This is a genomic window from Paenibacillus sp. (assembly GCF_031177825.1).
Classification (GTDB): Bacteria; Bacillota; Bacilli; order Paenibacillales; family YIM-B00363; genus Paenibacillus_AE.
This window is the reverse complement of record NZ_JAPSKE010000036.1, coordinates 40,335-55,448: the sequence shown is the minus strand read 5'-3', so window position 1 is coordinate 55,448 and position 15,114 is coordinate 40,335. Positions and strand designations below refer to the sequence as shown.

Here is a 15,114-nt window from a genome sequence, read left to right as displayed (position 1 = left end):
GGTCACCTGCCCTCCCACCGTTGAAGCGACAATCATCTATCTAGGCGACGCATTGCTGCGCCGCTCCAGCGACCAACCCGAACGCACCCCGGGCAAGGGTCGCAGCGCGAAGCTGCCGCGTTCCTCTTAGGTCTTGCTCCAAGTGGGGTTTACCAGGAGACATGTCGCCATGCCCCCTCGTGGTCTCTTACACCACGGTTCCACCCTTGCCTGTGCTTTCTCGCGAAAGCCATCGGCGGTCCGTTTCTGTGGCACTATCCTTCGTCTCGCGACGACTGGACGTTATCCAGCACCCTGCCCTATGGAGCCCGGACTTTCCTCCCGCGGGTTCCCCCGCCGGCGATTGTCTGTCAAACTTCTCGACTAGAACAAGTATACGCGCATTCGGGTCGCGATGCAATGCTCGGAAGTTACCAACGCTGCCAGCGCGACGAACGCGGCGCTACAAGAAGACGAACGGCTCGGTCGACCCGGCCGACGCGTACGCCTCTACGTCCCACCCTTGCGCCGCCGCGTGCGCGTTCAGCCGCGCGGCGACCGCCGCTTTCATGATTTGCTCGATGTGGTGTCCCGGATCGATCAACGCGATGCCGGCGGCCAGCGCGTCGTGAGCCGTATGGTGATCGAGGTCGCCGGTGACGAACGCGTCCGCCCCGGCGGAAATCGCATGCTTGACGTAGCTTCGTCCCGAGCCGCCCAGCACGGCGACGTTCCGAACGACCTTGTCCGGGTCGCCGACGAAGCGCAGCGCCGGTACGCCGAACGCGGTTTTCGCCTGCTCGGCGAATGCCTTCAGCGTCGTCGGCGAAGGGAGCGATCCGACTCGCCCGAGGCCGAACGCTTCGCCCGGCAGCTCCAGCCGGAACACATCGTAAGCGACCTCCTCGTACGGATGCGCCGCCAAGAGCGCCTTCACCGCGGCCGCCTTGCGCCGCTCGGGCACGATCGTCTCGAACCGGAGCTCGGAGGCGGTCTCGAGCCGTCCCGGCTCGCCGAGATAAGGGGTCGACCCTTCCTCCGGCAGGAACGTGCCGGTGCCTTCGGCCGAGAAGCCGCAATGGCTGTATTTGCCGATCTGGCCGGCGCCGGCCGCGAATACGGCTTCCCGCACCTCGTCCGCGTGCGAAAGCGGCACGTACGCGACTAGCTTGTACAGCGTCTCCACCGCGGACGTCTTCAGCGGCTTCGTCGACGTCAAGCCGAGCGCGTCGGCGAGCAAGTCGTTGACGCCGCCCGTCGCGACATCGAGATTCGTATGCGACGCATACACCGAGACGTCGCTCGCGAGCAGCTTTTTGATCAGCTTCCCGTCGGCGCGGTCCGTCCGGATCGCGGCGAGCGGTCGAAAGAGGATCGGATGATGCGCGATAATGAGTCCCGCCCCGCGTGCGATCGCTTCGTCGACCACCGCATCCGTGACGTCGAGCGCGACCGCGACCCGCTCGACCTTGTTCTTCAAGGAACCGATTTGCAATCCGATCTTGTCGTCGGGCTCCGCTAACGCGGGCGGCGCCCACGATTCCATCCAATAGACGATCTGTCTCACGTCGACAGCCATTGCAGCACCTCGCTAACCTCGTTCCGCTCGGCCGTCAGCTCCGCGCGCTTCTTGAGCGCTTCCGGCTGTTCGGAGCGGCCGATCCGTTCGATCAATTCGTCCAGCTTCGCGACGTAAGCGGTCCACTTCCGGGCGAACAGCCGCGTCGGCGCACGAAGCAGATGCGGTCCCATCAGCAGAAGGACCGACCGCGGCAGCGTACCGCCGCCGCTCGGCGCGGGAACGCCTTCGTATAAGGCTTCGTTCCAAGCGGCCGCTTCCGCTTTATCCGACGGCGCATCCGCCGCCAGCACCTCGTACATTAATCCGTCTTCCTCGAGCAGCGTCTCCTGAACAAGCTTCCAACCGTTCTCGAGCAGCCACGCGCGCACGAGCCGCTCGCCCACGTTCGGCTGCAGCACGAGCCGCTGCACCCCCGCGAGCGCGGCGGCGCCCCCCGACAAAATGTCGACGATCGTTCCTCCGCCCATGCCCGCGATCGTAATCGTCTTGACTTCGTTCGGCTTGAGCACGGCCAGGCCGTCCCCGATCCGAACATCGATTTTGCTTGCGAGCCCCGCCGACAGCACTTGTCGTTCCGCGGCCCGGGCCGGGCCGACATGCACGTCGCCGGCCACGGCGTTCGGGATGATCCCGCGCTGCACGAGCGATACGGGCAATAGGGCATGGTCCGTTCCGATATCCGCGAGCGCTCCGCCCGGCAGCGCGAATTCCGCGACGGCCGTCAGCCGCTTGGATAGTTGAATCATCTTATACAACCCATTCCGTCCATAATTTTCTTAAGAAGAACGCCGTCGCGCCGAGCGCGGCCAGCTTCCCCAGCATCAACGATTGCGTTACGGCGAGCGGCTGCTCGGTGAACGCGTAGGCGTACGTCTCCGGTACGAACCAGAGCAAGCAGGCCAGGATCAGGAACACGGCGCCGGACTGCTTCGCGCGGCGGCTGAGCAGCCAACCGATCCAACCGAACACGCCGGCGAGCGGAATCCAGCTAAGCTCTAAAGCGACCCAACCCTCCGGCATAACGATGCGGTTGACCGCCGCCGAATACACGAACATGAGCACGATCCAGCCGCAGAGATGAATCCAAGGCACCCGAAGCGCGACCCCGAACGCGATCCAGATGATCGCGCAGCACGCGGTATAGAAAGCAGGAGCGGTCCAATCCCCCGTCGCTCCGACCCCGCCTTCGCCGCCGAGAAGAAACGCTCCTCCGGCCAACAGGGCGCCCGCTCCGACGCCGAACAACGCATAGGATAGCAACGGCTTTCGGTTTCGAAAATAGGCGCTGACGCCGTGCGCGGCAAGCACGACCGCGAGGAATACCCCGATTTGCAATAGCGGAGGAAACAAGCTAAAATGTAGACCAACGTAACAAAACAAACCAATGCTGCCAATTAGTAACAGCCAATGCAGCGGGTTGCTTTCCACGATTTTTCGTTTGCGCTCTTGCTGCACGACCGTCCCCGACGCTTCGGGGTCGCGATACAAGTTAAGCAGGAAATCGCAATATTGATCCGGGAGCAGCTTGCTTCGCTGCCAATGTTCGATTTCCTTGACGATCAAAGCTCGCTTCTCTTGGTCCATTCGGCAACGCCGCCTCCCGCTATATAGGGAAAAAGACCCCGACCGCACGGCGGATGGAGGTCCTTCTCGACGAATTATTCTAAGAAATCTTTCAACCGCTTGCTGCGGCTCGGGTGGCGCAGCTTCCGAAGCGCCTTGGCTTCGATCTGGCGGATGCGCTCGCGCGTAACGCCGAACACCTTGCCCACCTCTTCAAGCGTCCGAGTGCGGCCGTCGTCCAAGCCGAAGCGGAGGCGCAGCACGTTCTCTTCCCGCTCGGTAAGCGTATCGAGCACATCTTCGAGCTGTTCCTTCAGCAGCTCGTACGCCGCGGCGTCGGCCGGCGCGAGCGCCTCTTGATCCTCGATGAAGTCGCCTAAGTGACTGTCGTCCTCTTCGCCGATCGGCGTCTCGAGCGATACCGGCTCTTGCGCGATCTTCATGATCTCCCGAACCTTCTCGGTGCTGAGATCCATCTCCTTCGCGATTTCCTCCGGCGTCGGCTCCCGTCCTAATTCCTGCAACAGCTGCCTCGATACGCGGATCAGCTTATTGATCGTCTCCACCATATGTACGGGGATGCGGATCGTTCTCGCCTGATCGGCGATCGCGCGGGTAATCGCTTGGCGAATCCACCAAGTCGCGTACGTACTGAATTTAAAGCCCTTGTCGTGGTCGAACTTCTCGACCGCCTTGATCAGGCCCATGTTCCCTTCCTGAATCAGGTCGAGGAACAGCATGCCGCGGCCGACGTACCGCTTGGCGATGCTGACGACGAGTCGAAGATTCGCTTCCGCTAGGCGCCGCTTCGCTTCTTCGTCCCCGTTTTCGATCCTTTTGGCCAGTTGAATTTCGTCTTCCGCCGATAACAGCGGCACCCGTCCGATTTCCTTCAAGTACATCCGTACGGGATCGTTGATCTTCACGCCCGGCGGCAGCGACAAATCTTCGTCGAATTGGAAGTCGTCGTGATCGTCTTCCGGAAGCGCCATGCCTCCGTCTTCGTTCTCGTTCACGACTTCGATGCCCTGCTCCGCGAGCACCTCGAAAAACTCGTCGATCTGCTCCGCGTCCTGATCGAACGGGGACAGTCTCTCCGTGATATCTTTATACGTAAGCGTCGAGCGCTTCTTCCCTTGTTCCAATAGTTGCTCTTTGACTTGTTCCAAGGTCAGTTCGGTCTCTTGCTCCGTATGCTGTTCGTTCGTCATTCGACAACTCCCTCCTCCTTAGATCCGTTGCCCCAACTGCTTGAGCTCTCTCTCTAAGGTAATGATCTCGATTCCGATTTGCGCGGCGGCGGCGAACTCCTCCGCGCGTTCGGCTCTTGCAAGCTTCTGTTGCTTCTGCTTTAACTTGAGCTCCAAGTCGTGTTTGCGCACTTCCGTCAAGCAGTCCTCGAGCACCTTCTCGTTGATGGCGTCCTGGGGGACCGAGAGCAAGATGCTGCTCGCCATTGCCTCCAAGGCGTCGTCATGCAAAGTGCCGACGAATCCGCTAGGATTCGGCTCCCTGCCGGCGGCATAGTAAGCATATAAATAAGCAGCGATCGCCGCATGAGCTTCCACGTGAAATTCCCCGCCCAACTTCTCTTGGACGAGCTTAGCGGCATCTTCGCTGTACATCATAGCGGCCAAGAGCTGCCGCTCCGCCGAATAATAAGCCGGCCGCAGCGCGGGGACCGCCGGGGCGGAACTCCCCTTTTCATTCATATCAGTATTCCACGGAATTTCGTTCTTATCCCCTTGCCCTCTCACTTTTTGACGAATTTCGTTCATCTCTTGTTTCAAAGTTTCAAAGGCGTATTGGGTTTCTACGGCGAGTTCTTTTACGTAATGTTCCCGCTCGGTAGGGGATTCGAGCGCCGCTACGATGCGAAGCGCCGATCGAACGAACGATAATTTGCCCCCGTCATCTTGTAGTGTATGTTCCTTCTTTAAATATAGTATTTTATATTTTGTCGAAGAAACGGGGTTTCGGATGACGTTCGCGAGGAACGCTTCGGGACCGAAAGCGGCGATATATTCGTCCGGATCCTTGCCTTCCGGCAGCAGCGCCACCTCGCATTTCATGCCGGCCTTCTCGCAGAGCAACACGGTCTTATGCGCCGCCGCCTGTCCCGCGCGATCGCCGTCGTAACAGACGAGGATCGAGTCGCAGTACCTTCGGAGCAATGCCAGATGCGTCTCCGTAAGCGCCGTGCCGAGCGTCGCGACGCCGTTCTCCACGCCGGCTTCCCGGGCTTTGATCACGTCGACCATCCCCTCGAACAACACCGCTTGACGTTGCTTCCGAATGGAAGCCTTCGCGAGATGGAGCGGGTACAACACCTTGCTCTTCTGAAACAGAGGCGTCTCGGGCGAATGCAAGTACTTCGGCTGCGCGTCTCCGACGGCGCGTCCGTTGAAGGCGACGATCTTCCCTGCCGCATCCCAGATCGGGAACATCACCCGGTCGCGAAACCGGTCGAAGTAATCCGTCGAATCGTTGCGAGCGGCGATCAATCCGGCGCGCTCGGCGATTTGCGGCGAGAACCCCTTCGTCTGCAGGAACTGCAGAAGACTATCCCGCAGCGGCGGCGCGAACCCGATCTCGAATTCGTCGATCAGCTTCTGGGAAAAGCCGCGGCGCTTCAAATACTCGTATCCCGCCTGTCCCTGCTCCGTTCCGCCGAGCACGAAGTGGAAAAACTTCGCGGCCTCTTCGTTCGCGCTGATATATCGCAGCGCTTGCCGCTGCTCTTCCGTCATCTCGGAAGGCGCCGGGGCGAAATCGTATGCGACGCCCGTTGTTTCCGCCAAGGCGCGTACCGCTTCCGGGAACGATAAGCCTTCGGATTTCATCAAGAACCGGATGGCGTTGCCTCCGGTTCCGCAGCCGAAGCAGTGAAAGATGCGCTTCTCCGGCAACACGTTGAAGGAGGGCGTCTTTTCGGAATGGAAGGGGCACAAACCGAGATACCCGCGGCCGCTCCTCGCGAGCGATACCGTTCGACCGATCAGCTCGACGATATCGGTCTTCTCGAGCACGGATTGAATGACGTCCTCCGGAATCGATCCTGTCCTCATCCCATATCACCACATTCCGAAATTGCAAATATTAGTATTCGCTATATTGGACCATTCTCCTGCAAACCCGATAAAACTTTTGTCAAAACATGTAGAAACCTGTCCCGATCCTCCCCGGTGAACGGCCTCGGTCCCTTCGTGCGGCCGCCGGCACGCCTGCGCTTGGCGGACTGATGCCGCTCCTCCAGCAGCCTGTCGATGTTGTCGTTCGTGAACATCGTCCCTCTCGGTGACAGTACCGTCGTTCGCTTCGCCAGCCCAATCGTCGCAAGTCCATAGTCCTGCGTGACGAGCACGTCGCCCGGCGCGAGTCGGTTCGCGATGAATAAATCCGCGGACTGGTCCGACGCGTCGACTTGGAAGTTCGTAACGCCGGGAAGCTCCGGCAACACATGATTATAAGACGACACCATCCAAGCCGGAACCCCGTGTCGAACGGCGGCGATCGACACTTGCTCCTTCACCGGGCATGCGTCCGCGTCGACGACGATCTTCGGTTGTGCGGCGTTCATGCGTTCACCGCCGTTCTTCGTATCGATAAAGTTTACGAAAATAAAAGTCCTTACTAATATATACGAGGGCGCCGCGGAAAACTCCTGCTTCCGGCGCCCTCGCAAATTTTCCCCTTGGAAATTAGAACGCGAGCTTGCTTGCGATGTAAGCCGGCAGCTCGTCGATCGGCATGCGCACCTGCTCCATCGTATCGCGGTCGCGCACCGTCACTTGGCCGTCCGTTTCCGATTCGAAGTCGTACGTAATGCAGAACGGCGTGCCGATCTCGTCGTGGCGGCGGTACCGCTTCCCGATCGAGCCCGCGTCGTCGAAGTCGACCATGTAATCGGCGGCCAGCTTCTCGAACACCTTGCGAGCGCCGTCGTTCAGCTTCTTGGAGAGCGGGAACACGGCTGCCTTATACGGCGCAAGCGCCGGATGCAGGCGAAGCACGACGCGGCTGTCGTCGCCTTCCAACTGCTGCTCCTCGTACGCGTCGATCAGGAACGCGAGCGTGACGCGATCCGCGCCGAGCGACGGCTCGATGCAGTACGCGACGTACTTTTCCCCGGTTTCTTGGTCGTGGTAGTGAAAGTCTTCGCCGGAATGCTGCATGTGCTGCTTGAGGTCGTAGTCGGTCCGATCGGCGATGCCCCACAGCTCGCCCCAGCCGAACGGGAACTTGAACTCGATGTCGACGGTCGCGTTGCTGTAATGCGACAGTTCGTCATCCGAGTGATCGCGAAGGCGGATACTGTCTTCCTTCATGTTCAGCTTCAGCAGCCACTCCTTGCAGAAGGCGCGCCAGTATTCGAACCATTGCAAATCTTCGCCCGGCTTGCAGAAAAATTCAAGCTCCATCTGCTCGAATTCCCGCGTGCGGAACGTGAAGTTGCCGGGCGTGATTTCGTTCCGGAAGCTCTTGCCGATCTGGCCGATGCCGAACGGCAGCTTCTTGCGCATCGTGCGCTGCACGTTCTTGAAGTTAACGAAGATGCCCTGCGCCGTCTCCGGACGCAAATACACTTCGTTGGCGCTCGAAGCCGTAACGCCTTGGTGCGTCTTGAACATCAGGTTGAACTGGCGAATGTCCGTATAATCGAAGGCCCCGCAATCCGGGCAGACGATATGGTGTTCCTTGATGAGTTCCATCATCTGATCGAACGACATGCCGTCGACGATGATTTCCTGGCCCTTCTCCGCGACCGCGTTCTCGATCAGCTTGTCGGCGCGGTGGCGCGACTTGCACTGCTTGCAGTCGATCATCGGGTCGTTGAAGTTGCCCACGTGTCCCGATGCGACCCACGTCTGCGGATTCATCAGAATGGCCGCGTCCAAGCCGACGTTATACGGCGATTCTTGAATGAATTTCTTCCACCAGGCTCGTTTGATATTGTTCTTGAGCTCGACGCCGAGCGGCCCGTAATCCCATGTGTTGGCGAGACCGCCGTAAATTTCGGACCCCGGGAAAATGAACCCCCTGTGCTTCGCTAACGCCGTAATCGCGTCCATCGACTTCGCTGACATGTTCGATAACCTCTCCTTATATGCAAAAAATCCCGTCTCTACGCCCTGTTAGGACGTAGGGACGGGTTGTTCTCCCGCGGTTCCACCCTACTTGGCGCCGAAGACGCCCTCTTTTACCGAATTGCCTTCCGCTACGGGAACGCCTTCGCTCATGTCTCGGATCCGGGCTCTCACCGTCCCCGGTCGCTGCGATCCGCCGCACATCAGTTACTTGTTTTCCCATCCGACGCTTCCGGACATTCGTCCAATACACATATTGTGGTGAATTATAACAACGTTCCTTAATGATGTCAAGAGCCATTTCCGTCCGGGAGCTTCGTCGAATCGTCTTCCGCGTCGTCATCCGCATACACCGCTTCGATCTGATCCAGGACGGCGCGCGTCCGGAGACGAACGTCGGCATGCGTCTCGAACCAACGCCGCATCGTCTGCTTGAGGTCCGCTCTCGTGCGCGGCTTCACGTTGACGTCGCCGAGCCGCCGCAGGTCGGCGCGCTGCAGCACCGGGAGCAGCTTCCGTACGCCCGGGGCGAGCGGCGTACGGTCGGCGAACGCGCCCGCGCAGCGGACGCAAACGAGTCCCCCGGCGGCCGGGCTCCAAAACGCGGCCTCTTGCGACTCCGGGACGCGCCCGCATTCGGCGCACTCCTGCGTGATCGGCGACACGCCCGAGAACGCGAACAGCTTCAGCTCGAGCATCGCGCCGACGACGGCCGGATCCTTGCCCCCCGACATCGCTTCGTATGCGGCCTTCAGCTGTTCGTACAAGAAGGCGCTCGCTTCGCCGTCGGGGACGAGCCGATCGGTCAACTCGGCGAAATACGCCGCATACGCCGAACGACGCAGGTCGCCGCGGATGCCCGGGAAGGCGTCCAGCAGCTCTGCGTGATTCAGCGTACCGAGCGTACCTGTATTCGATTTGTAGTACACATACTCGCCATATGTATACAATTGGGTGACGGCGGCGTGGCGACTTCGCGTCTTCTTCGCCCCGCGGACCATCACCCCGACTTTACCGAGCTCGCCGGTCATTAGGGTAACGATCAAGTTACCCTCTCCGTATTCGACGGACCGAATGACGATTCCCTCTACTCGATGTAACATCCCTCGGCTTCTTCATCTCCCGGGATGACGTCGACGTCGATGCCGGACACGTCTTTCATCTGGTCCCATTCGCGGTAAAGCATATAAGCATCTACATCCCCAGTCAAAGTAAAATACGTCCACGAAAAATCTCGCATCCGAATTCATCCTTTCCGCTGTGGCGACTTTGACGCTATAGTCTTAGGATGTACGGACGCGAGTTTCCTATGCGATACATTTCATGGCAAACGTTTGTCTCAGTCGTGTCGAAACCCGAGATCCTTCAAGACGTGCTCCGTGTTTCGCCAGTCCTTCTTCACTTTCACCCACAGCTCCAGGAAAATGCGGGAGCCGAGCAGCGTCTCCATATCCTTGCGGGCGGCTTCTCCGATTTGCTTCAGGAGCGCGCCTTTCTTCCCGATCACGATCGCCTTCTGCGAATCGCGTTCGACGTAGATGACGGCGGAGACGTCGACGACGCCGTTGTCCCGAACGCTCATCGCTTCGATCTGCACCGCGACCGAATGGGGAATTTCTTCCCGGGTCAAATGAAGAATCTTCTCCCGCACCAGCTCCGCGCATACGAATTGCTCGGGGTGATCCGTCACCTGGTCGGCCGGATAATATTGCGGGCCCTCCGGCATGTACTTGCCTAGCTGCTCCAGCAGCGTGCTTACGTTGTTGCCTTTCAGCGCCGACACCGGCACGATCTCCGCGAACGGATATAAATCCTTATATTGCGCGATGATCGGGAGCAGCGCTTCCGGATGAACGAGGTCGATCTTGTTGAGCCCCAATACGACGGGCGTGCGCACGTTCTTTAATTGCTCGATGATGAACCGGTCGCCCCCGCCGAGTCCGGCCGACACGTCGATCAGGAACAGAACGACGTCGACTTCCTTCAGCGTATCCGTGGCCACCTTGACCATGTAATTGCCGAGCTTCGAATCCGGCTTATGGATGCCCGGCGTGTCGAGGAACACCATTTGTACGCTGCCTTGCGTGTATACGCCTTGAATTTTGTTCCGGGTCGTCTGGGGTTTGTCCGACATGATAGCGATCTTCTGGCCGATCACTTGGTTCATGAGCGTAGACTTGCCGACGTTCGGCCGTCCGACGATCGTCACGAAGCCCGAGCGGTACTTCGCTTGCGGGTGGGTTTTGATGTCCGTCATATGTTTTTATGCTCCTCCAGTACGAACGCGCCCGGCAGCAGCTCCGCCACCGTCATCACCTTCGTCTCGCCTCGCAGGTTGCTCATAATGACCGGCATGTCCGGCGGGCACAATTCCGAAAGCACCTGGCGGCAGACGCCGCAAGGCGTGCACGGCCCGTTCGTGTCGGCGACGACCGCGATCGCGGCGAAGTCGCCTCGCTTGACGCCGTCCGCGATCGCGCGGTGCAGCGACGTCCGCTCGGCGCAGTTCGTCGGGCTGTACGCCCCGTTCTCCACGTTGCAGCCGTAATGAATATGGCCGTTCGTATCCAGCAGCGCGCTGCCGACGGCGAATTTCGAATAGGGTACGTACGCCCGCTTCCGAGCTTCCGTCGCATGCTCCAATAATTGTTCGTTCGTTAGATTCATCGTCGTACTCCTTCTCGTTGGTTCCGAAAATAGGAAAACCGCGTCACTCGACGAGCCGCGCGAGCGCGGCGGGGACGAGCACCGTACCGGCGACGACGAGCGAGAACGCCGTTAAGACGAGCACGGCGGCCGCCGCCGTATCCTTAGCCGCTTTAGCGAGGGGCTCGCGTTCGGTGCCGACGACGAGATCGACGACCCGCTCCATCGCCGTGTTGACGCACTCGGCGCTCCACACGAGCGCGATAGACAGCGCCACCCACAGCCAATCGTCGCGATCGAGCCGCGCGTACGCGCCGACCGCGACGGCGGCCGCAGCGGCGACGGCGTGGATCCGCATATTGCGTTCGTGACGGAGCGCATGCCACCATCCCCAAGCGGCGTAGCGAAGACCGATCCCCTTCTTCTTTTTCACCGGGACAATCCGGCGCGCTGCAACACCTGCTCCTGCTTCTCGGTCATGACGCGCTCGGCCGCCTCGTCTTCATGGTCATAGCCGATCAGGTGCAGGAAGCCGTGCACGAACAAGAAGCCCAATTCCCGCTCCAGCGAATGTCCGTACTCTTCGCTCTGCCGTTTCGCCGTCGCCGCCGAGATGACGATGTCGCCGATCGGCTCGTCCGGCAGTTCGACCGTCTCGCCGTCTTCCGCGTCGTCGTCTTCCGACTCGTCGCCGTAGACGATCGGCGTCTCTTCGCCGGCGGATTCCCACATCGAGAACGACAGCACGTCGGTAGGCTTATCCAGCTTCCGATATTGCAAATTCAACTCCCGGATAGCCTCGTCGTCGACGATCGTCACCGAGACGTCGCCCGTCTCGATCGACTCCATCTCGCCCGCGAGCGCGAGGAGCTCCTCGAGCCGTCGCTCCAGTCCTTCCGGCAGCGTCACTTCTTCTTGTTCGTTGGCGAAATCCAAACGCAGCGTCATCGGGCCTACGCCCCCCCTTTCGTCTTAGCCGCGCCGTTCTGCGGCGCGTCTCCCGGATATTCGATGCGAGAGTGGAATACGCCCAGCAGCGTCTCCTTCATGCTCTTCGCGACGATGTCCAGTTCCTTGAGCGTCATATCGCATTCGTGGAACTGTTGGTCGTCCAGACGATCCTTAATGATCTTGCGCACCATGGAATCGACATGCTCGACCGTCGGGTTGCGGAGGCTGCGCACCGCCGCCTCGACGCAATCCGCGATGCCGACGATGGCCGCTTCCTTCGTCTGCGCTTTCGGTCCCGGATACCGGTAATCCGACTCCGGTATCGGCTCGACCGCGGCGGCCGCTTCCGCGTCGCCGGCGCTCTCCGCGATGCGCGCGGCGTACTCCTCCCGCTGCTTCACGGCCTTATAATAGAAGTATTTCAATAACGTCGTTCCGTGATGCTGTTCGGCGATATCCCGAATCGGCTTCGGAATTTTCGCTTCGTTCAGCATATCGACGCCGTCCTTCGCATGCGCCACGATGATCGCCTTGCTAACGCTCGGCTCGAGCGTGTCGTGCGGGTTGTCGCGGTTCATTTGATTTTCGATGAAATACGACGGACGTCGGGTCTTTCCGATGTCGTGGTAGAACGAGCCTACCCGACACAGCAAGCCGTTCGCGCCGATCGCCTCGGCGGCCGCCTCGGAAAGATTGCCCACCATGACGCTGTGGTGGTACGTTCCCGGCGCTTCGGTAAGCAGCTTGCGAAGCAGCGGATGGTTCGGGTTCGACAGCTCGACGAGCTTCAGCGGCGACAAGATGCCGAACGTCGCTTCGAAGAACGGCATCAAGCCGAGCACGAACACCGCCGTCACGACGCCGCCCGTGAACGCGTAGGCTACCGCAAGCAGCACGTCCTGGTAGTTGGCCATCTCGGGATTCTCGATGACGGCGAGCAGCGCGACCGACAGCGCCGAAAAGACGGATACCGCGATGCCCGCTCGCAAAATCGAGGCCCGCTGGCTGACGCGCCGAATCGCGAAGATGGCGACGTAGCCGACGACGAGCGCCACGAAGCCGTAGCGGAAGTCGAATAAAGCGTCCTGCTCAGCATGGAATACGATGCTGGCGACGATGCTGAACAGCACCGTGGAGATCGTGGCGAGCTGATCGTCGAGCAGCACCGCGATCAGCATCGTTCCGAGCGCGACCGGAGCCAGATAGGCAAGCGATGTATCGAGTCCTTGCGCGATGGAGACGATCTTCATCGTCGCCAGATTAATGACATAGATGATAAAGAGCATCAGGAGCAGACGGTTATCGTTCCGGATCGCAAGACGCGAGTGGCGGACGAACGCGTGGAGCGCGCCTAAGAACAAGAAGCAGAGCGCCGCCAAGCCGAGCCGCGGCAGCACGTTATTGTTGCCGTTTTGGATCAGGTTCATCTGTTCGAGCTTCTGATAGAGCTCCTCCGTAATCGTCTGGCCGGCGCGGACGATGGCGTCGCCTTTCTCGATATAGATCGTCTCGGTATCCCGCTCCGCCGCCTCCCGCGCGCGAACGGTCGCGTCCTCGTCGTAAAACCGGTTCGGCGTCAGCGCGAAGCGGATGATTTCTTGCGCCAGTCCCCGCGTCACGTTGCTCGTTAACGTCGACGCGTTGACCCACTCCGGCACCTGCATCCGAACGCTCTCCGCGTCGCCCGTCGGATCGCTCATTAACCGGTTCACGATATCGATGACGACGGGCTCCATCTCGAGAAGCTGTTCTTGCGTCAACTTCGGAAGCTTGAACAAGTCCTCCTCTTGGAGACGATACTGCTGTTCGTTCAGCCGAAGCCGAATTTCGTCGATCAACGTCGCGCTGTACGTATCCGCGTTCAACCACTTCGTTAACGTCGTTTCGTACGTTTGGCGGAATAGATCCGGCAGCTTGTTGCGATACACGCTCACCTTCTCGTCCGTCGTCAGGCCTTCGTCGGCGTTGATGCGGGCGATCTCGTCGAACAGCCGCTCCACCAGGTCGGTATTGCGCATCGGCACGATCGTCGACACCGGCTGGACGCGGCGGACCGCATCGGCCCGCGCGGCTTCCGTCGCCAGCTCGTCTTCGATGCGGGCGTTCGCGTAAATCGTCTCCTTGCTCACCGTATTCGGTTGTACGTCGTAGGTGGGCGGGATCACGTTTTCCGCTAGGGAAAAATAAAAAAGAAGGGCGAACGACAGCAATAATGCCGCCCTTACACCCATGCTGTATCGCCAACCTCCGATTTTATAACGATGCTTGCCGCGGATGCGGACCTCTTTCTGCGTCATTAGGGTATCCTCCTACTCCTATGACTATTGATCCTTGACGCGGTCATACGCCATGATAATCTTCTGCACCAACGCGTGGCGCACGACGTCGGACTCGCCGAACATGATAAATCCGATCTCCGGGATATTCTTCAGAATGCGCTCCGCCTCGATGAGGCCGGAGGTTTTCCCTCTCGGCAAGTCGATCTGCGTGACGTCGCCGGTCACGACCATCTTCGAGCCGAAGCCGAGACGCGTCAGGAACATCTTCATCTGCTCCGGCGTCGTGTTCTGGGCCTCGTCCAAAATAATGAACGAATCCTCCAGCGTCCGGCCGCGCATGTAAGCGAGAGGAGCGACCTCGATCAATCCCCGCTCGAGCGACTTGGCGACCGCCTCCGGGCCGAGCATGTCGTTCAGCGCGTCGTACAACGGCCTTAAGTACGGATCCACCTTCTCCTGTAAATCGCCGGGCAGGAAGCCGAGGCTTTCGCCCGCCTCCACGGCAGGCCGGGTCAGGACGATGCGCTTCACCTTGCCCTCCTTCAGGGCGACGACGGCCAGCACGACGGCGAGATACGTCTTGCCTGTCCCGGCCGGGCCGATCCCGAAGACGATGTCTTTCTTCCGGATCGTCGATACGTATTGCTTCTGTCCGATCGTCTTCACTTTAATGGGCTTGCCCTTATACGTCGCGGCGATATCGCCCTTGAACAGGTCGAGCAGCTGGTCGGCCTGCATCGTCTTGGCGAGTTCTACGGCGTACATGACGTCCCGCTCCGACAGCGTATAACCGCCGCGAATCAGTTCGAGCAGCACCTCGAACAGCTGCTGCAGCGATTCCACTTGCTGCTTCGTGCCTTGCACCGCGATCTCGGCGTCGCGGGAGAACAGTTGAGCTTCCGTCTCTTTCTCGATCAAGTGAAGGTAAGCGTCTCCCGGTCCGAACAGCGCAAGCCCTTCGGCCGCGTTCCTCAGCGGGATCTTTACGGTATGGTCAGCGATGCGTTCGTTCAATAGCGTCCTTCAC

General features: G+C 60.0%; 14 protein-coding genes, 1 other RNA gene and 1 pseudogene. All 16 read right to left on the bottom strand.

Going from position 1 to position 15,114, the window contains the following annotated elements:
* Positions 1-20: 20 nt before the first annotated feature.
* An RNA gene (rnpB, locus tag RIN49_RS26100) (RNase P RNA component class A) lies at positions 21-348 on the bottom strand.
* A gap of 94 nt (positions 349-442) precedes the next feature.
* Positions 443-1,558: a Nif3-like dinuclear metal center hexameric protein gene (locus tag RIN49_RS26095; RefSeq protein ID WP_309123056.1), complete on the bottom strand. Its 1,116-nt coding sequence runs from the start codon at positions 1,556-1,558 to the stop codon at positions 443-445.
* Positions 1,543-2,307, bottom strand: coding sequence for a tRNA (adenine(22)-N(1))-methyltransferase (locus tag RIN49_RS26090; protein ID WP_309123055.1), 765 nt, complete (start codon positions 2,305-2,307; stop codon positions 1,543-1,545). The genes RIN49_RS26095 and RIN49_RS26090 overlap by 16 nt, the downstream gene beginning before the upstream one ends.
* Position 2,308: 1 nt before the next feature.
* Positions 2,309-3,145 carry a hypothetical protein gene (locus RIN49_RS26085; protein WP_309123054.1) on the bottom strand — a complete coding sequence of 279 codons (837 nt, stop codon included), beginning with the start codon at positions 3,143-3,145 and terminating at the stop codon, positions 2,309-2,311.
* A 74-nt stretch (positions 3,146-3,219) separates the two neighbouring features.
* The gene (rpoD, locus tag RIN49_RS26080; protein WP_138196065.1) at positions 3,220-4,335 is read right to left on the bottom strand and encodes an RNA polymerase sigma factor RpoD; all 1,116 of its coding nucleotides are present in this window, start codon (positions 4,333-4,335) and stop codon (positions 3,220-3,222) included.
* An 18-nt stretch (positions 4,336-4,353) separates the two neighbouring features.
* Positions 4,354-6,192, bottom strand: coding sequence for a DNA primase (dnaG, locus tag RIN49_RS26075; RefSeq protein ID WP_309123053.1), 1,839 nt, complete (start codon positions 6,190-6,192; stop codon positions 4,354-4,356).
* 41 nt (positions 6,193-6,233) lie between these two features.
* On the bottom strand, positions 6,234-6,704 hold the full coding sequence (locus RIN49_RS26070; RefSeq protein ID WP_309123052.1) for a YaiI/YqxD family protein: 471 nt from the start codon (positions 6,702-6,704) through the stop codon (positions 6,234-6,236).
* A gap of 121 nt (positions 6,705-6,825) precedes the next feature.
* Entirely contained in the window at positions 6,826-8,211 is a 1,386-nt protein-coding gene (locus tag RIN49_RS26065) for a glycine--tRNA ligase (protein ID WP_309123051.1), read from the bottom strand.
* Positions 8,212-8,501: 290 nt separating this feature from the next.
* Complete coding sequence (gene recO, locus RIN49_RS26060; protein WP_309123050.1) at positions 8,502-9,314, bottom strand: DNA repair protein RecO; 813 nt, start codon at positions 9,312-9,314, stop codon at positions 8,502-8,504.
* Positions 9,315-9,400: 86 nt separating this feature from the next.
* Positions 9,401-9,451, bottom strand: a pseudogene (locus RIN49_RS28900) (YqzL family protein); the annotation flags it as partial.
* A gap of 99 nt (positions 9,452-9,550) precedes the next feature.
* On the bottom strand, positions 9,551-10,468 hold the full coding sequence (gene era / locus RIN49_RS26050; RefSeq protein WP_309123049.1) for a GTPase Era: 918 nt from the start codon (positions 10,466-10,468) through the stop codon (positions 9,551-9,553).
* The gene (cdd, locus tag RIN49_RS26045) at positions 10,465-10,878 is read right to left on the bottom strand and encodes a cytidine deaminase (protein WP_375295288.1); all 414 of its coding nucleotides are present in this window, start codon (positions 10,876-10,878) and stop codon (positions 10,465-10,467) included. The genes era and cdd overlap by 4 nt, the downstream gene beginning before the upstream one ends.
* A 43-nt stretch (positions 10,879-10,921) precedes the next feature.
* The gene (locus RIN49_RS26040) at positions 10,922-11,290 is read right to left on the bottom strand and encodes a diacylglycerol kinase family protein (RefSeq protein ID WP_309123048.1); all 369 of its coding nucleotides are present in this window, start codon (positions 11,288-11,290) and stop codon (positions 10,922-10,924) included.
* Positions 11,287-11,805 carry an rRNA maturation RNase YbeY gene (gene ybeY, locus RIN49_RS26035; RefSeq protein ID WP_309123047.1) on the bottom strand — a complete coding sequence of 173 codons (519 nt, stop codon included), beginning with the start codon at positions 11,803-11,805 and terminating at the stop codon, positions 11,287-11,289. Before ybeY ends, RIN49_RS26040 begins: the two co-directional genes overlap by 4 nt.
* A gap of 5 nt (positions 11,806-11,810) precedes the next feature.
* On the bottom strand, positions 11,811-14,105 hold the full coding sequence (locus tag RIN49_RS26030; RefSeq protein WP_309123046.1) for an HD family phosphohydrolase: 2,295 nt from the start codon (positions 14,103-14,105) through the stop codon (positions 11,811-11,813).
* 24 nt (positions 14,106-14,129) lie between these two features.
* Positions 14,130-15,101 (bottom strand): PhoH family protein, encoded by a 972-nt coding sequence (locus RIN49_RS26025; RefSeq protein ID WP_138196055.1) that lies wholly within the window; start codon positions 15,099-15,101, stop codon positions 14,130-14,132.
* Positions 15,102-15,114 lie beyond the last annotated feature (13 nt).

Coding starts and splice junctions, on each gene's coding strand:
- RIN49_RS26095 (WP_309123056.1), bottom strand. CDS start 1,558: ATGGCTGTCGACGTGAGACAGATCGTCTATTGGATGGAATCGTGGGCG.
- RIN49_RS26090 (WP_309123055.1), bottom strand. CDS start 2,307: ATGATTCAACTATCCAAGCGGCTGACGGCCGTCGCGGAATTCGCGCTG.
- RIN49_RS26085 (WP_309123054.1), bottom strand. CDS start 3,145: ATGGACCAAGAGAAGCGAGCTTTGATCGTCAAGGAAATCGAACATTGG.
- rpoD (WP_138196065.1), bottom strand. CDS start 4,335: ATGACGAACGAACAGCATACGGAGCAAGAGACCGAACTGACCTTGGAA.
- dnaG (WP_309123053.1), bottom strand. CDS start 6,192: ATGAGGACAGGATCGATTCCGGAGGACGTCATTCAATCCGTGCTCGAG.
- RIN49_RS26070 (WP_309123052.1), bottom strand. CDS start 6,704: ATGAACGCCGCACAACCGAAGATCGTCGTCGACGCGGACGCATGCCCG.
- RIN49_RS26065 (WP_309123051.1), bottom strand. CDS start 8,211: ATGTCAGCGAAGTCGATGGACGCGATTACGGCGTTAGCGAAGCACAGG.
- recO (WP_309123050.1), bottom strand. CDS start 9,314: ATGTTACATCGAGTAGAGGGAATCGTCATTCGGTCCGTCGAATACGGA.
- era (WP_309123049.1), bottom strand. CDS start 10,468: ATGACGGACATCAAAACCCACCCGCAAGCGAAGTACCGCTCGGGCTTC.
- cdd (WP_375295288.1), bottom strand. CDS start 10,878: ATGAATCTAACGAACGAACAATTATTGGAGCATGCGACGGAAGCTCGG.
- ybeY (WP_309123047.1), bottom strand. CDS start 11,805: ATGACGCTGCGTTTGGATTTCGCCAACGAACAAGAAGAAGTGACGCTG.
- RIN49_RS26030 (WP_309123046.1), bottom strand. CDS start 14,105: ATGACGCAGAAAGAGGTCCGCATCCGCGGCAAGCATCGTTATAAAATC.